Origin of the sequence: Paraprevotella xylaniphila YIT 11841 (assembly GCF_900683745.1) — a bacterium.
Taxonomy (GTDB): domain Bacteria; phylum Bacteroidota; class Bacteroidia; order Bacteroidales; family Bacteroidaceae; genus Paraprevotella; species Paraprevotella xylaniphila.
In genome coordinates, this window is record NZ_LR215980.1 from 280976 (window position 1) to 300363 (window position 19388).

General features: G+C 48.1%; 14 protein-coding genes. 4 read left to right on the forward strand and 10 right to left on the reverse strand.

The genetic code is table 11. The features are described from left to right. Positions 1–26 precede the first annotated feature (26 nt). From E0E47_RS01215 to ybaK, 3 genes are read left to right on the forward strand one after another with little or no spacing between them, the layout of a single operon-like run. The gene (locus E0E47_RS01215; protein WP_008626209.1) at positions 27–746 is read left to right on the forward strand and encodes a T9SS type B sorting domain-containing protein; all 720 of its coding nucleotides are present in this window, start codon (positions 27–29) and stop codon (positions 744–746) included. Positions 747–753: 7 nt separating this feature from the next. Beyond that, positions 754–3594 carry an excinuclease ABC subunit UvrA gene (uvrA, locus tag E0E47_RS01220; protein WP_232038510.1) on the forward strand — a complete coding sequence of 947 codons (2841 nt, stop codon included), beginning with the start codon at positions 754–756 and terminating at the stop codon, positions 3592–3594. Continuing rightward, complete coding sequence (gene ybaK / locus E0E47_RS01225; RefSeq protein WP_008626211.1) at positions 3575–4063, forward strand: Cys-tRNA(Pro) deacylase; 489 nt, start codon at positions 3575–3577, stop codon at positions 4061–4063. The genes uvrA and ybaK overlap by 20 nt, the downstream gene beginning before the upstream one ends. A 6-nt stretch (positions 4064–4069) precedes the next feature. On the opposite strand, the gene E0E47_RS01230 is transcribed toward ybaK, so the two are convergent. From E0E47_RS01230 to E0E47_RS01260, 7 genes are all read right to left on the reverse strand, one after another. Further along, complete coding sequence (locus tag E0E47_RS01230) at positions 4070–4918, reverse strand: DUF4249 domain-containing protein (protein ID WP_172604623.1); 849 nt, start codon at positions 4916–4918, stop codon at positions 4070–4072. Positions 4919–4921: 3 nt separating this feature from the next. Continuing rightward, positions 4922–6949, reverse strand: coding sequence for a TonB-dependent receptor plug domain-containing protein (locus tag E0E47_RS01235; RefSeq protein WP_130892646.1), 2028 nt, complete (start codon positions 6947–6949; stop codon positions 4922–4924). A 96-nt stretch (positions 6950–7045) separates the two neighbouring features. Then, a complete protein-coding gene (locus E0E47_RS01240; RefSeq protein ID WP_232038285.1) occupies positions 7046–8383 on the reverse strand; it encodes a hypothetical protein in 1338 nt (445 codons plus the stop codon). 501 nt (positions 8384–8884) lie between these two features. Next, the gene (locus E0E47_RS01245) at positions 8885–10255 is read right to left on the reverse strand and encodes an MFS transporter (protein ID WP_130892647.1); all 1371 of its coding nucleotides are present in this window, start codon (positions 10253–10255) and stop codon (positions 8885–8887) included. Between the two features lie 17 nt (positions 10256–10272). Then, positions 10273–12477, reverse strand: coding sequence for a dipeptidyl-peptidase Dpp5 (gene dpp5 / locus E0E47_RS01250; RefSeq protein WP_130892648.1), 2205 nt, complete (start codon positions 12475–12477; stop codon positions 10273–10275). Positions 12478–12553: 76 nt separating this feature from the next. Then, entirely contained in the window at positions 12554–14443 is a 1890-nt protein-coding gene (gene yidC, locus E0E47_RS01255) for a membrane protein insertase YidC (RefSeq protein WP_130892649.1), read from the reverse strand. Between the two features lie 8 nt (positions 14444–14451). Then, a complete protein-coding gene (locus E0E47_RS01260; RefSeq protein ID WP_008626221.1) occupies positions 14452–16083 on the reverse strand; it encodes a CTP synthase in 1632 nt (543 codons plus the stop codon). A gap of 133 nt (positions 16084–16216) precedes the next feature. Here E0E47_RS01260 and E0E47_RS01265 point away from each other — a divergent pair, with 133 nt between their 5' ends. Beyond that, complete coding sequence (locus tag E0E47_RS01265) at positions 16217–17563, forward strand: DUF3078 domain-containing protein (protein ID WP_008626223.1); 1347 nt, start codon at positions 16217–16219, stop codon at positions 17561–17563. 124 nt (positions 17564–17687) lie between these two features. On the opposite strand, the gene E0E47_RS17475 is transcribed toward E0E47_RS01265, so the two are convergent. From E0E47_RS17475 to yihA, 3 genes are all read right to left on the reverse strand, one after another. Then, on the reverse strand, positions 17688–17861 hold the full coding sequence (locus E0E47_RS17475) for a transposase (RefSeq protein WP_338045584.1): 174 nt from the start codon (positions 17859–17861) through the stop codon (positions 17688–17690). A 177-nt stretch (positions 17862–18038) separates the two neighbouring features. Beyond that, a complete protein-coding gene (locus tag E0E47_RS01275; RefSeq protein WP_130892650.1) occupies positions 18039–18722 on the reverse strand; it encodes a DUF4468 domain-containing protein in 684 nt (227 codons plus the stop codon). A gap of 36 nt (positions 18723–18758) precedes the next feature. Beyond that, complete coding sequence (yihA, locus tag E0E47_RS01280) at positions 18759–19355, reverse strand: ribosome biogenesis GTP-binding protein YihA/YsxC (protein ID WP_130892651.1); 597 nt, start codon at positions 19353–19355, stop codon at positions 18759–18761. Positions 19356–19388: the final 33 nt, after the last annotated feature.

The window sequence follows — 19388 nt, forward strand, 5'->3', positions numbered from 1 at the left end:
CATTATTTTTGCACAAATATTCAGGCATGAAAACTATTTTGAAGTATTTGTTTTTAGGTTTATTCTGTGCTGTTCCTTTTTCGCTTTCGGCACAAACGGTTTATCCTACGGCCAATCCGGCTGCGCGTTATACGACCGCTACGGGTGAAGAGTTGGAAGATGCGTCCGAACCCCAGTCGGCTCCGTTAGCGGGGCATTTTACTTCCAATGTGGAAGATTTAGGGGATTATATGGTACGGTATGAGTGGCGTGTGTATCGCGAAGGGCAGGAGAATGCCCCGATAATAGATCGTTTCGATGAGAATCTGGAGTACACTTTCACCGAAAGCGGTACGTTTTACGTGCAATTTTATGCCACTTTCGTGCATGGCAACGACACTATCGTGTTCCCCGAAGAGGGAGCGGCAGAACCGTTTGTGGTCTCCATCAGCGAGTCCGTTTTGGAAATGCCGAACGCTTTCTCTCCCAACGGGGACGGTTACAATGATATATATAAGGTAAAGGAAGGCTATCAGTCCATCGTCAGCTTCAAAGCGGTCATTTTCAACCGGTGGGGACAAAAATTGTACGCTTGGGATACTTTGGATGGCGGATGGGATGGGAAGTTTCATGGCAAGACCGTCAAAGACGGTGTGTATTTCGTGGTAGTCAATGCACGTGGAGCCGACGGAAAGGAATATAAGATAAGAAAAGATGTGAATGTGTTGACCGGTTATTCGGGGACGGGCACCAATGGAAATGATTAATAGGATGATGGATAACGAAGCAGAAAAAATAGAAGTGTTCGGTGCGCGAGTGCATAATCTGAAGAATGTGGATGTGGAGCTGCCGCGCAACAGTCTGACGGTGATTACCGGGTTGAGCGGGAGCGGGAAGTCTTCATTGGCTTTCGATACGATATTCGCCGAAGGGCAGCGTCGCTACATAGAGACATTTTCGGCATACGCACGTAACTTTTTGGGTAACTTGGAGCGTCCGGATGTGGACAAGATTACGGGCTTGAGCCCTGTGATTTCCATCGAACAGAAGACGACCAATAAAAATCCCCGTTCTACCGTAGGGACCACTACCGAAATCTATGATTTCCTGCGTTTGCTGTATGCCCGTGCCGGAGAGGCTTATTCCTATTTGTCGGGCAAGAAGATGGTGCGTTACACCGAAGAGCAGGTGATAGATTTGATTATCAGGGATTACGAGAGACGGCGCATCTATCTGTTGGCTCCCGTGGTGCGTAACCGTAAAGGACATTACAAAGAACTGTTCGAGACGATACGCCGCAAGGGGTTTTTATATGTGTGCGTGGACGGCGAGATTCGCGAAATATCCCATGGGATGAAGCTCGACCGTTATAAGAACCACAGCATAGAAATCGTTGTGGATAAGCTTTGCGTACAGCAGAAGGATGACAAACGGTTGCACGCTAGTGTGGCTACGGCCATGCAACAGGGCGAAGGGCAGCTTATGGTTTATGATGCCGAAACGGAGGCCGTACGTCATTACAGTAAACGTTTGATGTGCCCCGAAACGGGGTTGTCCTACCGTGACCCGGCTCCTCATAACTTTTCTTTCAACTCTCCGCAGGGGGCTTGTCCGCGGTGCAAAGGATTGGGCTATGTCAGCCTGATAGACATGGATAAAGTGATTCCGGACCGTAACCTTTCGGTGTACGAGGGGGCTATCCTGCCTTTGGGGAAGTATAAAAACAGCATGATATTCTGGCAGATAGATGCTTTATTGGAAAAATACGACGCTGATGTGAAGACACCGGTCAAGGATTTGCCGGAGGAAGCGTTGAACGAAATATTGAACGGCAGCATGGACCGCGTACGCATCAAGTCTCAACTGGTGCACACCTCATCGGATTATTATGTGACCTACGAGGGATTGGTGAAATACATCCAAATGATGCAAGAGAACGAGACTTCAGCTTCAGCACAGAAATGGGCAGAACAGTTCTCCAAGACGGTGACTTGTCCGGAATGTGGAGGACGCCGTTTGAATAAGGAAGCTTTGCATTTCCGTATGGCAGACAAGAACATTGCGGAGTTGTCGGCGATGGATATCGGTGAATTGTATGATTGGATGTTGCACGTGGAGGAAAGGCTGACCGACCGGCAGAGAAAGATAGCCCCGGAAATTTTGAAAGAAATCCGTTCGCGCCTGAAGTTCCTTATGGATGTAGGCTTGGATTATCTGTCCTTGAACCGTTCGTCGGTGTCATTGTCGGGCGGCGAGAGCCAACGTATCCGTCTGGCTACGCAGATTGGCTCTCAACTGGTCAATGTCTTGTATATCTTGGACGAACCCAGTATCGGTCTGCACCAACGGGACAACCGCCGCTTGATAAACTCGCTGAAGGCTTTGCGTGACACGGGAAACACGGTGGTTGTGGTGGAACATGACGAAGAAATGATGGAGAGTGCAGATTATATCATTGATATGGGACCGAAAGCCGGCAGGTTGGGTGGCGAGGTGGTCTTCCAAGGCACGCCGGAAGAGATGTTGAAGCGAGATACGTTGACTTCACGTTATCTGAACCATACCTGTTCCATTCAAATTCCTGGGCAACGTAGGAAAGGCAACGGACACTCTTTGTGGTTGAGAGGCGCACGGGGAAACAACCTGAAAGGTGTGGATGTAGAGTTTCCTTTGGGTAAGTTGGTTTGCATTACGGGAGTGTCCGGAAGCGGAAAGTCCACGTTGATTAACGATACTTTGCAGCCCATCCTTTCGCAACATTTCTACCGTTCATTGCGTGACCCTTTGCCTTACGACAAAGTTGAAGGTTTGGAATTCGTGGACAAGGTGGTCAGTGTGGACCAGTCGCCCATCGGGCGTTTGCCGCGTTCCAATCCGGCTACCTATACCGGGGTGTTCAACGATATCCGTGCGCTTTTCGTCAGCCTTCCCGAGGCGAAGATACGAGGTTATAAACCGGGACGTTTCTCTTTCAACGTGAAGGGAGGACGTTGCGAAGCATGCGGTGGAAACGGATATAAGACCATTGAGATGAATTTCCTTCCAGACGTGTACGTTCCGTGCGAGGTATGCCACGGAAAGCGTTACAACCGTGAGACGTTGGAGGTTCGTTTTAAAGGCAAATCCATAGCCGATGTTTTGGACATGACAATCAACCGTGCAGTGGAGTTCTTCGAGAACCAGCCGGTGATTCTGAATAAAATCAAAGTTTTGCAGGATGTGGGCTTAGGATACATCAAACTGGGGCAGCCCTCTACCACGTTATCGGGTGGCGAAAGCCAACGCATCAAGTTGGCCACGGAACTGTCCAAGCGCGACACGGGGCAAACCATATATATATTGGACGAGCCGACCACCGGATTGCATTTTGAAGACATACGCGTGTTGCTCGGCGTATTGAACCGTCTGGTGGACAAAGGCAACACCGTGATGGTCATCGAGCACAATTTGGATGTCATCAAGTCGGCAGACTTCCTCATCGATATGGGACCGGACGGCGGCCGTGGTGGCGGCGAGCTTTTGTTCGAGGGTACGCCCGAGGATTTGGTGCGTTATGGGAAAGGTTATACAGCCGCATATTTGAAGGAGGTACTTTATGGCAAAGCAAAAGGTTAACAAGACCAATGTGGCACGCTTGTTGGACAAGGCCAAGGTCGCATACGAATTGATTCCATACGAGGTGGACGAATCGGATTTGAGTGCCGTGCACGTGGCCGCCCAGTTGGGCGAAGATGTGGAACGGGTGTTCAAGACCATCGTGCTGCATGGCGACAAGACCGGTTATTTTGTTTGCGTAGTACCCGGAGAACATGAGATAGACCTGAAAAAAGCGGCCCGTGTGAGCGGCAATAAGAAGTGCGAACTGCTGCCGATGAAAGAACTTTTGCCTACGACCGGTTATATCCGTGGCGGATGTTCCCCGATAGGGATGAAGAAACATTTTCCTACCTACGTACACGGGACGGCGGCACAGTACGGTTATATTTACGTCAGTGCCGGGCAGCGCGGTTTGCAGGTCAAGTTATCGCCCCGGGATTTGTTGCATGAGGCAAGGGCGGAATATGCCGATTTGGTTGCGTTGTGATTGTAGTCAGCGGATGCTCACGGAAAGGGTGCTGGCTCCGTATCCGCACCAATAGCCTTTTCCACCTCGGATATTGGATTCCAAGTCGTTCGTGTAAGGGAAGAACATGTTGGAAGACAGGTGGTTCAGGTTGGAGTAACTTTTCCAGAATTCGTAAGAGGCTTGGTCTATATGGCAGAGTTTGACTTGCACCAAGTCACCCTTTTTGAAATAGGCGGATGCGTTCCTGTCGGCTTCCGTATAGACGGAGGTCCCGCAGTACACGTCGGCTGCCACGTGCGTGGGGATGACTTCATTCGAGAATACTCCCATGAAAGACAAGAGGAAAGCCTTGTCTTTTTCGTGCCTTTTGCTGAACAGTCCGTAGTAGTTCCTTTCGTCGGGATTGTCTTCAAAAAAAGCTTTTATATAGAATAAGGTGTCGCTTTCGCTGCGGATGGCACGCAGGGAGTCCAGTTCGACGGGGTGGGGGATGGTCGTGACGGCCGTGGCTTTTTGCCCCCGGTACTCGGCGGTCAGCGTGTAAGTCTTTCCGGCCTGTCCGGTCATTTTGAATGTCGTGTACTTATAGGGTGGAAAGAAGTCATTGTCATATCCTCCGGTCAGCACCACGCTGTCGGTCCCGTCAGAGATGGTTACTTTCCCCCAACGTACGATGTAGTTCTCGATATTCTGCATACCGGCATCTATGGCATGGGTTTCGCCCAACAAGACCACGGGGTATCCACCGTCCTCAATCCATCCCTCTACGACTAATTGCGTTTGGAGTTCCGCGTCTTCTTCCTCTATGCAGGCCGTAAGTGTGGCACATGCTATAAGTATCAGGCCGAGTGTGTATATGCAATATGGTTTCATGGCTCAGAATTTTAAAGTATAACCGATGGAAGGCAACATGCGGCAAAGGGAATACACATGTTTGTAGCCGAAGTTCTCTTCCTGAAAGCCCAGGTAACTGAACAGTACATTGCGCCGGGCATATAAGTTGTAAATGGAGAGGTTCAGGCTTTGCTCCCTGTGTCCACGAGGAGAGAAGCGATAGGTCAGGGCGATGTCCATGCGGTGGGTGGACGGCAGGTTGGCGCCGTTGTACTTTCCGTATTCGCTCACTATGTTGTTGTTGATGACGTACACGCTTTTGGCTTTGGTGTAGGGCGTGCCACTGGCGTATACGAAATCTCCTCCTAAGCTCCAGTGCCGGTTGAACCGGTAGTTGGCTACTACGGACAAGTCGTGGAGGCGGTCGAAAGTCGAGTTGAACCATTCTGTCGGACTAAGTTCGGGAAAACGGCGCCGGCTGCTCCCTATGGCATAACTGACCCAACCGGAGAGTTTGCCTCTGTTCTTTTTCAGCATGAGATTCAGACCGTAGTTATAGCCTTTCCCATGTATCATATTGTTTTCTATGTGGTAGACCTGCGTGAAGAAATCCAATATGGAACCTGAATATTCGTGCTGATGGCTCAGCTTCTTATAGTAAACTTCCGCACTGATTTCCATCATTCCTTTTTGTGACAGGAAATAATAACCTAAGGCGATGGAATGAGCCTGTTGGGGGCATACGGAAGGAGACGAAGAGGTCCAATAGTCTACGGGCAACCCACCGTTGGAGACGGACATCTGATGAAGGTATTGATGGTACAGGCCGTAATGTACAGACAAAGTATGGGAGGACGAGGGATGGTAGTTCAGGGTGATGCGCGGGTCTGGCGAAATGAAGCTGCGGCCATGGCTGTGGTAGGATGACAATCTCAATCCTCCGAGTACCGACCAGGAGGGGTGGATGGAAATGTCGGCCTGAAGGTAGGCATTGGCTTCGTGGGCATCTTCGAGGAATTTGGGTGTTTCGTTTTCGATGAACGAACCGGAGACTTCGAACTGCATGGGACGGAAATGGTAATAGTTGTATTCCACACCTCCGTTCCATTGAAGGTTGCCCCGTGTCCATTCCAAACGGGCGGCGTAACCGGCTTGCGTGATGCCGGAGGACAGGTTGAGGGATACGGAACTGATGCCCATATCCAACGTGTTGCGGTAGCGGCTGAAGGTGGCGTTTTGTTGGAGGATGAACCGGGATGAATGGTGTTGCCAGTGCAATGCGGCAGCTGTGTTCTGCCAATTCAGCTTGTTTTCGTCTGCAAAGTCTTCCTGCAACAGGTTCATGCGGTCCTGACCATGATATAAGCTAAGGCGTATTTTATCATGTGCTCCGGCTTGTTGCACAAAAGTCAGGTTATAGTCTTGCAGGCCATAGCGGAGTTTCATTTCGTCTATTTCCAACAGGTTGCCATAGAGCAGGTTCAGGTAGCTTCCGCGTCCGGATAAGTAGAGCGTGGAATGCTCACCAACAGGGAGCGTCAGCGTACCTTCGCTCTCCATGAAACTGACGGTGGCGTCAAGGTGGACTTTATGGGCTATGGAATCGGTAGGATAGAAAGAAACTTCTCCGCCCAAACGGTTGGAGAAAGCGGCATCGTGACGGTTTTTGACCAATGACATGCCGCGGAAGTGAGAGGCGTTGAATACGGAAAACAGGCCTAACAGGTGGGAAGCGTTGAATATCGGTGTCCCGTCCATGTTCAATATGCTTTGGGAAGCCGCACATCCCTGTATGTGGATGCCGGAGGTATAGTCGTTATTGGTGGCTACTCCCGGAAGAAGTTGCAAGCTGCGTAAGGGGTCTGCACTGCCCAATACATGAGGCATGTCTGCTAGCGATTCCATGTTCCAATACAGGCGGCCGTTCCGGTCATCCGACAACGTGCGGGGGCTGTAAGCTTTCACCTCCACTTCTTCCATCCGTTCGCTTTGCAGGCTGTCTGCGAGCGAGGCACGTAGATTTTGGTGGAACCAAACGAGCAGGAACAAAATGCTTATGGTTTTGTACATGTTGGTATGCCGGACACACGTGAAAGCAGGCCGACAACGGATTCCGACGAAGTGGAAACGCGAGCCAGCCTGCCATGGTCAAACTAAAAAAGTATATTATAAATTCTCGAAGCGTCCGAACAATTCTTCATACACGGCAATCAGGGATTGGAAACGTGCAACCGTGAAGTACTCTCCAAACGTGTAAGTCGTGCCATTCTCGAAGTTCAATACCGGTTCGGCCGACCATTCACCGGAATAATAGTAGCCTCCGGGATATGAATAATCGTAATGGACGGTTTGCCATGTCAGAGGTACGGAATAGGTACTGTTCTTGAAGAACATCGCAGCTTGTACGTATTGGTTGGCGGCATCGACAGCCCTTTGTGCCTTTACGCGGGCAGCCTCTTTCAAGCTTTCCAATGAGCCTACCGTGTCACCTTGGTAGTAATAATAATACCCATCGTAGTCGAAGGCGTCTACCAGTCCGTTGTTGTTGTCGGCAGTGATGTTCAAGCTTATGTCGTCCATGATGTTGCAACCCAAGATTCCGTTTTTCAAGTTGGCGTTTCCGTCGAAATATCCGGATTCGATCAAATCGATGTCAGCCAAATTACGCCCGTTCACGCTGCACGACATGGTAATCAGGCGTTCGTTTCCGCTGTAAAGTTCCGATTTCACGGCCGCCTCGCTGTTATTGTCGAGCAAAGAATGGGTGACTTTATAACCGGCATTGGTGGCCTCGAACGTTGCATTTGCGGAATATTGTTTGCCGGCATAGTCGCAGGCTTCCGTGTTGACGGTAAGCTGGATCATAAGCTCTCCATTGAGTTTTATGGTTCCGGTTATAGTAGCCGGAATCTTAATGGTTTCAGAATATACATATCCGGTAGAATCCTTACGTGCGAACTCGAACTCTTGGCCGCTACCTTTCAGTTCAGCCACACAGTCCTTGCCTTCGTATTTGAACATATAGATGGCCGAATTGTTCATCGAAGCGTCCGAAATCTGATCCCATTCTTCCGTGGTCTCGTTCCATTGCCATTTGCCATGGAGCTGGCTGATTTCGTACACGTCGCCGATAGCTCGCTTGGAGGCTAATGCGGCAATATCGCCTTGTGCGCTAAGGCGCATGGTGCGCATGAGGCTTCTCCAACCGTAATCCGGATGGTTCGGGTAGTCGGGTAGTATGACCTCGTCATCCTCGTTGAAGAAAGTGTTCTCGCAATATTCCAACAGCGAGATGGTCGGTTTGAGGCGTTCCACGTCAATCTTTGCCGCCAATGCCTTGCCCACACGGTCTATCTCTTCTTGTGCCTGCTCTACGGTCGTGACGGGGACGTTTCCATTTCCACCACCGCCGTCGCCCGGGCCACCGTTGTCATCGTCGCTGCAAGCTGTTGTCATACACAACACCGCGCCTAAAAATAAAGAATAGAATAGTCTTTTTCTCATTGTTTAGTTGGTTTAAGTGGGAAGTTAACGGTTTTTCTCGCATGCGTACGGGAATGCTTCCCTTCATTTCCTTGTGCATGGATGTGTTAATTTCATTTACAAATATAGTGGTTTTAATAAAAGGAGAAATGTATTTACTTGAATTTATATTATATTAACATATTGGTGCGGCTCTGAAATACACTCTTTGAATTTCTTTTCTTTTACAACGTGGTAAGAGGGTTAGGACATTGGTGCACGGTTCTGCGCCAAACGGTTTTTCAGTCTCAGCCGATTGATTTTTCAATCACAGCCAATCGAATTTTCATTCTGCGGAGATTGATTTTTATTTTGCAAGTAATTGGAATACAACTGTTTATGATGTGCGGTTTGTCGAATTTCTGAGACTTTTATATCCTATTCTTGAGAAGAATAAAACCGGACAAACAGAAGTAAAAAAACAAAAGCCGGTATTTTTCGGCGAACCTCCAAATACCGGCTTTTTCCTGTTCCGAAAAAGATTTATTTCTTAAGATTGGCCTTTTCCAGTCCGTATCCGTATTTCTTGTCTGCGGATTTGAGAAAGAATGCCACCAACAAAGAGAGAATGGCTATACCGGTGAAGATACACATCGGGAGGGTATAGTCGTAAAGATTGGTCGTTTTGCCGTTCACTATTTCCTGCCCCGTGATGCAATAGTTTTCGAGTACGCTGCCGATGAGGGCCGGGATGCCCCATAAACCGATGTTCTGGATGAAGAATATCAGGGCGTATGCCGTACCTAATTGTTTGACCGGGAATATCTTGGCCACGGAAGGCCACATGGCGGACGGGACGAGGGAGAAGGCGATGCCCAGAATAATCATCAGGATGATGGCTACCCAAGAGGCGTGAATGAAAGGAATGGCATAGATGGCATGCACGCAGATGAGCATGAAAGCTCCCAACATCATAATGGAAGCTGCCTTTCCTCTCCGGTCTATCATTCCACCGAACACGGGAGTCAGGAACAGAGCGCCCAAAGCGGGAAGGCCCGCAAAAGTACCGGCGATGTCTTCGGATACGTTGTATTTCGTCACCATCAATTCGGTAGCGAATTTCTGGAAGGGGAATACACAAGAATAGAACAGGACACACAAGAGGGCGATGAGCCAGAATCCCGGATTGCTGACCACGGCCACCACATCCTTGAAAGAGAATTTTTCATCGTCACCGCAAGAGGTGTCGATTGTCACCTGGCGGTCGAGCTTGCGGTCCATGAAAGTGAAGCACAGGAAAGAAACCAGCCCGCCGACGAGCAGGATGGCACCGATGAGCAATGGAGTGTCAAGATGCCAGTTCTTGGCTACGGGGATGGCTACTGCGTATGCCACTTGCGAGCCGACGCGGGCCAAAGCGACCTGTACGCCCATGGCCAAAGCCATTTCTTTGCCGTGAAACCATTTGGCGATGATTTTTGTCACCGTTATGCCGGCCACTTCGGCACCGACACCGAATACGGAATATCCGGCCGAAGCCATGAAAACATCCAGTTTGTAACCGAACAGCATCTCTTCGGTTCCGCCGAAGCGGGTAATGGCAGCGTATTCGCATATCGTGCCGCCTACCATCAGGATGGTGGACAACATACCAGTGAAGCGGATGCCGAATTTGTCCAAAATCAGTCCGCCCCAGATGAGCATGAGCAGGAAGACGTTCAGGAAACTGTAAGCTCCCGTGAAGAAGCCGAACTCACCGCTTGTCCAATGCAGTTCGCCTTCGAGCATGCTCTTGAGCGGAGCCATGATGTCGTTTACGTAGTAAGCGGCCATCATGGTGAAAGCCACTACGAAGAGGGCAGACCAACGTGCCCATGCCTTGTCATTTAATTTTTGATTCGAAGTTTGGTTCATGACGTTTATCGTTTAATTTATTTTTTCAACCAACGGTCCAGCCAACGGAAGAAAGTGCGCTGCCACAATATGCCGTTTTGGGGTTTCAATACCCAGTGGTTCTCGTCGGGATACAACAGGAGTTCGGCGGGGATACCGCGCATGACGGCGGCACTGAAAGCCGACTGTCCCTGCGAGCTGAGGATACGGTAGTCTTTCTCGCCGTGGATGCAAAGGATGGGTGTGTCCCAACGGTCTACGTAGAGGTGGGGACTGGTGGTGAAGGGATTCACCTTTTGCTGGTCGTTCACCTTTTCCGCGTTGTCTGGGTCGGCACTGATGCCCTTGCGCCAAGGGCCTGCACCGAGGTCCCAGTTGGGAAACCACATCTCTTCCGTTTCATAATATTGCTGTTGCGTGTTGAAAATGCCGTCATGCGCGATGAAGCATTTGAAGCGTTTGTCGTGGTGCCCGGCCAAATAGTACACACTGTATCCTCCGAAGCTGGCACCCACGCATCCCAATCGTTCTTTGTCCACATACGGCTCCTTGCAGATGTCATCGATGGCGCTCAGGTAGTCTTGCATGCACTGTCCGCTGTAATCGCCGCTGATTTCCTCCAACCACTCCATGCCGAAGCCCGGCAGGCCGCGGCGGTTGGGAGCGATGATGATATAGTCGTTGGCCGCCATGATTTGCAGGTTCCAACGGTAGCTCCAGAACTGGCTGACGGGACTTTGCGGCCCTCCTTCGCAGAACAGGAGTACCGGATATTTTTTGGCCGGGTCGAAATGAGGCGGGTAGACCACCCAACAGAGTTCCTTCTTGCCATCCGTGGTAGCGACCCAACGTTCTTTGACTTCACCCATTTCCAGGCGTTCCTGGAAATATCGGTTTTCCCGGGTGAGCTGCCTGATTTCCGCGTTTTTTTTCTTTTTAAAGGAAAGGCTGTAAATGTCATCCGGCGCACTGATGCTGTGACGGGTGACGATGAGGCTTTTGCCACATAAGGCCAGTCCGGCTCCATAGTCGAAGTTACCGGTGGTCAGCGGTCTCACTTCGCCTTTGAGGTTGGTGGAGTGTACCATGCTGCGTGCCTGCCATACGCCGGTGAAATAGAACGAGCGGCTGTCGGCTGCCCAACAGAATCCGTCTACTCCGGATTGGAAAGCTTCCGTAACGTAAGTTTTTGCCCCCGTCTTCAGATCCAAGACGCACAGTCGGGTACGGTCGCTTTCGTAACCGTTTCGTGCCATGCTGAGCCACGCCACATATTTCCCGTCGGGAGAATAGGCCGGGTTCGTGTCGTAGCCCACGTTACAATCCCGGTCCAAATGGTTTATGGCTTGGTGTTCCATGGAACGCGACGGGTCGATTTCAGGCTCTTTGTAGTCGGCCGGTTTGCATAGGTTCTCGGTTTGTCCGGTCGCCGTATCGTAGCGGTAGATGTCGCTGTCCGTACTGATAGCGTAGTCCCGGCCTGTCTTTTTGCGACTGGTGTACACGATATAACGGCTGTCGGGACTCCAGTTGAACTGTTCACTGCCTCCGAACGGTAACATCGGGCATTCAAACGGTTCGCCGTTCAGGAGGTCGATGCCGTCACCCGCCCGTCCGTCTTGGACATCCGCCACGAAGATATGGGGTATAGTGGTGACATAACGATCCCAATGTTTGTAGTTGAGGTCGGTGATGACCATACCGCTGGATAATGGCAGGTCGTCGTATTTTTTCTCGATAGAAGTATAAGTGTCTACAGAATGGACGATGATGACTTTTTTCCCGTCAGGGGAAAACTTGTATCCTTCCACGTCCTTATGGCAGAAACTGACTTGACGGCGTGACGTGCCGTCCAAGGCCATTTCCCATATCTGGCTACTGCCGCTGTTACTGCTCAGGAAGGTGATTTTTTGTCCGTCCGGAGTGAAGGCCGGTTCGCTTTCGTTGTCGGCCGTAGTGGTAAGCAGGGTCGGGTTCGCGCCGTCGGCATCCATCAGGTAAAGAACGGTATGGCTCTTGTTCTGCTGTACGCTGTAATAGCTGACGGTATACACAATCTTTTGGGCATCCGGCGAGACAGCAAAAGTGCCAATCCGTCCCATGGCCCATAATGCCTCGGGAGTGAGGCGGTCTCCGGTAAGTGTAATCTGGTTTTTTCCGATGATTTGTCCGTCGTTGGCTCCGGATACCGGACTGGCGGAAGCCAAGGTAAGGGCTGCGGTCATGACATGAATGAGATTCATAATAGATGTGAGCTAAAAAAAATGAATCATTCCGGACAGTTGTGGATAGTCCGGAATGATTCTTAAGGATGTATTATTATTTCTTGTTTTGAGCTTGTTTCTTTTTCTGTTCTTCCAAGATGGCTTGCTGCTGTTTTTGCAGTGCTTCCAACCGTGCGGCCATTCCCGACATCTTTTTGTTAGGGTTTGCTTTATTGGCCTGGTAGTTAGCTTCGAGCTTGGCCAAAAGCTTCTTGTCATCGGTGGTTTTGCGCAAGAACCACATGATAAGGATGCTAGTCAGACCGGAAAGGAAATAGTAATAGTTCAATCCGGACGAGTAGTTGTTGAACATGAAGAAGAAGGCTACAGGCATGATGTACATCATGTACTGCATGAACTTCATTTGCTGTGCTTGTTCACCGGTCATGCTGTTCTGCTGTTGGCGCATGCTAATCCACGTGTTGACGATATTGGTCAGGCAGAACAACAAGCAGAAAATGCTGAGATGGTCTCCGATGAGCCAGATGGGCTTGTCCCAACGTATCACGTCATCGTATGCAGAAAGGTCGGAAGCCCAAAGGAAACTTTCCCCACGCAATTCGATGGCATTCGGAACGAAGTTGAACAGGGCAATCCAGATAGGCATCTGTAACAGCATCGGCAAGCATCCGCCCATCGGGCTGACCCCGTACTGGCTATAAAGCTGCATGGTTTCCTGCTGCTTCTTCATGGCGTCTTCCGGTTTCGGATATTTGGCGTTAAGCTCGTCAATCTTCGGTTTCAGCACACGCATCTTGGCAGAAGACAAGTAAGACTTGCGTGTGGTGGGGTAGACCAATACTTTCACCAATATTGTGAGCAACAGGAGGACAATCCCCATCGAAAGCCCCAGACTGCTCAACCAATCGAAAATGTAGATGATGAAGAAACGGTTGATCCACTTGAAGAGCGGCCAACCCAGATAAACAAGGTCTTCCAATTCCAAGTCTTTGTCACTGGCACTGAGCTTGTTTGTGTGTTGCAACAGATGGTAATTGTTCGGAGCGAACAGCATCTGCATTTGAGTGGGGGTCTTTCCGTTGGGATCGAAGAACGTTTTCATGTCGGCCTCGTAATCTTTCAGGTAACCGCTGGCTTTTTGCTGCGGCGTGCTGCTGAGGTGAGCTTCCGTGAAATCCTGATGTGCTATCAGTACACAACTGAAAAACTGGTTCTTGAAAGCGACCCAGTCCAAGGGCTCTGCAATCTTTTCGGATTCGGCACTGGTTTCACTCAGATAATCTGTTCCCTCGTTCTTTATTTTATACGTCAGGGAAGAATAACGGCTTTCGAAATCGAAGCCTTTTTCTTGTTGGCGTGCCATTTCATTCCATGCGATGTCCAACGTTTTCATGGACGGTGCGAAGAAATTGCCCAAGCCGTTGGCCCGGATGGTAAAGTCGACCATGTAGGAATGGGGCAGCAACGTGTAATCGAAATCCAACGTACCTCCAGTGGAAGCCTGTAGACGCATGGTGAGGGTCGTGTCGCTGACGTTGATGGGGGTGAAGAAGAAGTCGCCGGAGTTGATGTTCTCCATCTTACCGCCCAACATGAATTGCATGCGTGCGTCTTTCTCGTCGAACAGTGTCACCGGACCGCCCTGTTGGTTCTTATATTCTTTGAGTTCAACTTTTTGGACGGTGCCCCCGCGTGTATTGAACGTTAACTTAATCAGTTCGTTTTCCAATACGACATCCTGTGCTTCCCCCCTCCTGTGAGCGTAAAACAATGACGTCGTGTCTAAAGCTACTTGTGCTTGATGCGCGATTTCTGCCTTTTCTTTGGCTTCTTGCGCCATCTGCGCTTTTTGTTGAGCCACGGTAGCGATAGAGTCCTGTCGGCGTTGGGCTTCCATTTCCGCTTCGCTCGGGCGACTGAAATAACTGAATCCGATAAGTACTGCCGCAATGAGGATAAATCCTGTAAGCGTGTTTTTGTCCATATTCTTATTTATTTGTCTTTAGATTGCTTTTGGGTGCTCAATGAATTCTCAATGGCTGCCTTTACGAATGAAAGGAACAAGGGATGCGGTTTGAGTACCGTACTGCTGTATTCCGGATGGAATTGTGTACCGATGTACCATTTCAATGCCGGGATTTCCACAATCTCCACCAAATTGCTGTCGGGGTTGGTGCCTACGCATTGCATGCCGGCTTTTTCATACTCCTTAATATATTGGTTGTTGAATTCGTAGCGGTGACGGTGGCGTTCGGAAATCTGCTTTTGTCCGTATGCTTCAAAAGTCTTACTGCCCTCACGTACATCACATTCGTAGGCTCCCAGACGCATCGTACCTCCCATTTGGGTGATATTTTTCTGTTCTTCCATGATGTCGATGACATTGTGCGGAGTCTTTTCGTCCATTTCGCGGCTATTGGCATCCACATATCCTAATACGTTACGTGCAAATTCAATAACCATCATTTGCATGCCGAGACAGATGCCGAATGTCGGAATATCGTGGGTGCGGGTGTATTCGGCGGCAACGATTTTGCCTTCGGTGCCTCGTTGTCCGAACCCGGGACAGATAACTACTCCCGCCATACCTTTCAGTTGTTCTGCCACGTTTTCACGGGTCAGTTTTTCGCTATTGACGAAATGCGTCTTGACTTTATAGTCATTGTAGGTTCCGGCATGTGCGAGTGATTCTAAAATGCTCTTATATGCGTCTTGCAAATCATATTTGCCAACCAGGGCGATGTGGACAATTTCCGTAGCCTTGTTGCGGCGGTCAAGGAAAGAGCGCCATGGGCCGAGTTGAGGAGTTTCACCTACCGGCATATTCATCTTGCGCAAAATAATGGCATCGAGCTTCTGGGCTTGCATGCTCAGAGGAACTTCGTAGATGGACGGCATGTCCAGGCTTTGAATGACGGCTTCTTCGTCCACATTGCAGAAATGAGCCACTTTCTTGCGGATGTCCGCATTCAGTTCATGTTCCGTACGAAGTACCAAAATGTCCGGTTGTATACCTAAACTTTGCAACTGCTTGACCGATGTTTGGGTCGGCTTGGTCTTCAACTCTTTTGCAGCCGCCAGATAAGGGACGTAGGTCAGATGCAGGTTGATGGCATCTTTGCCCAATTCCCAACGTAATTGGCGGATGGCCTCCAGGAAAGGCAGGGATTCGATGTCACCTACTGTTCCCCCGATTTCGGTAATTACGAAATCAAACTTGTATTTTTTACCCATCAATTTGATGTTCCGTTTGATTTCGTCCGTGATATGAGGTACGACCTGGATGGTTTTACCCAAATAGTCCCCTCTGCGTTCTTTTTCGATAACGCTTTGGTATATCCGGCCGGTAGTTATATTATTGGCACGGGTCGTCTGGATTCCGGTGAAACGTTCGTAATGTCCTAAATCCAAATCCGTTTCCTGACCGTCTACGGTAACATAACATTCGCCGTGTTCGTAGGGATTGAGCGTACCCGGGTCGATGTTGATATAGGGGTCGAATTTTTGAATGGTAATGTTGTATCCACGAGCTTGCAACAATTTACCCACAGATGAGGATATAATGCCTTTGCCTAATGATGAGGCTACTCCGCCAGTAACGAAGATATACTTTGTTTCTCCCACAATGTTATAATTTTTGGATTAGAATTCAATTATAATACAACTATTAAGTTGCAAAATTACAAAAAAACTTTGAGTTCCGTGGGACTTTTCCTTTAAAAAAGATATATCTTTGTGTCGACAAAAGGAAACGTGGATGCGAATAAGGTTCTTTTTTATCTTTATAGTTGGAGGATGTATATGGAGTACGATGGTCGGGGCGCGGATAAAACGTGGGAACATGGTGGACACGTTGGCCATGAATGCCATTGTGGATAAATATACAGCCATGTTGAACACTCTTGTCATGGTGACGGATAGTCTGCAACCGGATTCAAACGTAAGATATACTCCATATTATTTCCGTTTGTTTGCACCGGGGACACTTTATAATGCACCCTTAAAGCAGGAGTTCGGCATAACATGGGAACCCTCTCTTCCGGGGCGTGAGAAAGACGTGCCTGCTTTATTGGACGATAAAGATGCGGGCCAGTTGATATTGGAGGAGGAGAACCGGATGTTGATGTATACATATGTAAATTCTCCTTGGCTGATACGAATCACGGAAAGCGATTTGGTTAAAGCCGGTGGTTTGCAGAAAGAAGTCTTGCCGGAACTTCCTCCAGTGTCCCATTTGGTGGAAAATGAAATCAATGTGGACTTCACACAAGATGTGGACACCGTGCGTTTGGCAGTACGTCGTCCGAACTTTTGGAAATTCAAAGGAGATTATTCGTTTCAGTTCACCCAAAATTATTATTCCGAGAATTGGTATCAAGGTGGCGATAACAATTATACGATGTTGGCTTTGGCAACCATGGAGGCAAACTTCAATAACAAACAAAAAATACAATGGGACAACAAGCTTGAGATGCGTTTGGGATTCCAGACTTCAAAAACGGACGAGAAGCATAAACTCAAGACTAATGATGACTTGTTGCGCTTGACCACTAAAATAGGATACAAGGCTACCAAACATTGGTTTTATACCTTGCAGGTCCAGGCATATACTCAGTTTTATCCGAGTTTCAAGGCAAATAGCGATGAGGTCTCTTCCGATTTCCTTTCTCCGTTCAACTTGGTCGTTTCTTTAGGTATGGATTATAAATTGGAATTGAAACGCTTTAAGGGTTCTGCCAACTTGTCTCCCGTAGCTTATAACTTTCGTTCGGTAGAGCGCAGGTCGTTATTCGGTAATTTTGGATTGGAGTCGGGACGAAGCATGTACAATAATTTCGGTCCGAATATTACGGTGAATTATAGTTGGGAAATATGGAAAAACGTCAAGTGGGATGCCCGTATATATTGGTTCAGCAACTTGGAGCAGACTGATATTGAATGGGAAAACACGTTTACTTTCACGATAAACAGGTTCTTGAACTCCAAACTGTTTCTCTATCCTCGTATAGATGACAGTTCGGAGAATTATCGAAATGAGGATAAAAAGTTTTCTTATCTCATGTTCAAAGAATGGTTCAGCTTGGGGGTCAACTACTCGTTTTAAGTAGCTAATCCAAATTAAGCGACATGTTTAGAGAAGAGTTTGTACGCAACCCTTTTCCGATATCTGCCAAAGCTCTGGTAGTATAGAAAAGCATGTCGGAAGTTGTGTAATCTTGTGGTCTTATCTACTTGCCTTTGAGGATGCGCCAGAGTGTTTCCGAAATATTCAATTGTGGAGAATATGGAGGCAGGTAAAAGAGAAAAAGTCCTCTTTTCTCCCATATTGGGTGAAGTTCTTTTATCTTCTTGTTTCGATGGGACGGAAGCGTTGTCAAGAACGACAAAAGTGTCCATTCCAAATAGACACCTCTGCAAAACTCAAACCACTCTCTTGTTTATCAAGAGGATACGCGGCGAAAAACGGACTTTTGCAGAGGTCTCACATAAAGGGAGCAAAGCCACTTTAGCTTGTTCCCTTAATGATTCAGATACTTCTTGAAACTACTATCAAGGTACTATTCAAAGGGTGTTGAACCTTACCAGTTGTCATCTTCATTGCCAACCAAGCCATTCTTAATACATTCCTCTATCTTATCCATCACTACATTTGAGTAAGCATAAGACATGATAAGCGCTTTGCTGGATGTCTTTTTGTGAGAATCCTTTTTTGTCGAAAATGGAAAACATTCATCAAGTACCCAATTCTCATCGGAGCGTGAGGGTACACTACCCGCTATGGCTCCTACCCATCCTCCGCCAACTTGGCAGGTAACAGAATAGAAAGGTACGGTATAGGTCACTCGTATCTTGTTGTCTTTGATGTCGCATTTGATAATCGGCTTGATATTTACGCTATAGGCGTTCATGCCACCTGCATGTTGGGCGATGCCTGCCATGAAACCTTGGGCAATAATGCTTCCAAGTTCTTTGTCGTTCAACTGAATAACAGAATTTGCATCATTGAAAGTTGCAGAAAACCAATAGTTCAACAGTACGTAAAGTTGGTTTTTTGTCTTTCCCGGGGCTTCAATCACCTGAGTAAAGGTCAAAGCGTTATTCTTGTCCAATTTAAGTTGGCTACCCAAATTTTCTGCGGCATTCACCCATTTTTCACCAAACTTTTCCTTGGCATAGTCTTCCAATTCTTCTGTACGCAGAATTTGTGCATTGATAGATAAGGCGCAAAATACCAGAACTAAAGTTGAAATTATTTTTTTCATACGTTGTTTTGATTATATACTTAATAAAGGTTCTGCTTATAACGACTTGTTAATGCTTTCAATATAGTTCAGGAGTTCCGTACGTCCCGTTTTGTTTTCGGATGAGGTTATGAAATAAGGGGGCAGTTCTTCCCATTGTTCCTTTAAGGTTTTAAGATAAATGTCAATATTGGCTTTGAGTTTAGTCGGCTTGGACTTGTCGGCTTTCGTAAAAACAATACTGAATGGGATTCCGTTTTCTCCAAGCCATTCAATGAATTCCATGTCTATTTTTTGAGGCTCGTGCCGTGAATCAACGAGTACGAATAAATTGGTCATCTGTTCTCTGCGCAGTATATAAGAAGAGATGATTTGCTGCAACTTTTCTTGTTCTTTTTTGCTTATTTTGGCATAACCGTATCCTGGAAGGTCTACCAGATACCATTCTTTGTTGATTAAAAAATGATTGATAAGCAATGTCTTACCCGGTGTGGAAGAGGTCTTTGCCAACTTTTTATTATTGGTCAGCATGTTAATCAAACTGGATTTGCCCACATTCGAACGGCCAATGAAAGCGTATTCGGGAGCATGGGTAGAAGGACATTTCCCGACCGAAGAGTTGCTGATGACGAATTCTGCTGATTTGATTTCCATGTCAGTTTGTATTTTTTTGTTGGCAAATATACG

Bases quoted from the DNA above. Each gene is read 5' to 3' on its own strand.
- dpp5 (WP_130892648.1), bottom strand. From the start codon at position 12,477: ATGAATCTCATTCATGTCATGACCGCAGCCCTTACCTTGGCTTCCGCC.
- E0E47_RS01240 (WP_232038285.1), bottom strand. From the start codon at position 8,383: ATGAGAAAAAGACTATTCTATTCTTTATTTTTAGGCGCGGTGTTGTGT.
- yihA (WP_130892651.1), bottom strand. From the start codon at position 19,355: ATGGAAATCAAATCAGCAGAATTCGTCATCAGCAACTCTTCGGTCGGG.
- ybaK (WP_008626211.1), top strand. From the start codon at position 3,575: ATGGCAAAGCAAAAGGTTAACAAGACCAATGTGGCACGCTTGTTGGAC.
- E0E47_RS01215 (WP_008626209.1), top strand. From the start codon at position 27: ATGAAAACTATTTTGAAGTATTTGTTTTTAGGTTTATTCTGTGCTGTT.
- E0E47_RS01275 (WP_130892650.1), bottom strand. From the start codon at position 18,722: ATGAAAAAAATAATTTCAACTTTAGTTCTGGTATTTTGCGCCTTATCT.
- E0E47_RS01245 (WP_130892647.1), bottom strand. From the start codon at position 10,255: ATGAACCAAACTTCGAATCAAAAATTAAATGACAAGGCATGGGCACGT.
- E0E47_RS01235 (WP_130892646.1), bottom strand. From the start codon at position 6,949: ATGTACAAAACCATAAGCATTTTGTTCCTGCTCGTTTGGTTCCACCAA.
- yidC (WP_130892649.1), bottom strand. From the start codon at position 14,443: ATGGACAAAAACACGCTTACAGGATTTATCCTCATTGCGGCAGTACTT.
- E0E47_RS01265 (WP_008626223.1), top strand. From the start codon at position 16,217: ATGCGAATAAGGTTCTTTTTTATCTTTATAGTTGGAGGATGTATATGG.
- E0E47_RS01230 (WP_172604623.1), bottom strand. From the start codon at position 4,918: ATGAAACCATATTGCATATACACACTCGGCCTGATACTTATAGCATGT.
- uvrA (WP_232038510.1), top strand. From the start codon at position 754: ATGGATAACGAAGCAGAAAAAATAGAAGTGTTCGGTGCGCGAGTGCAT.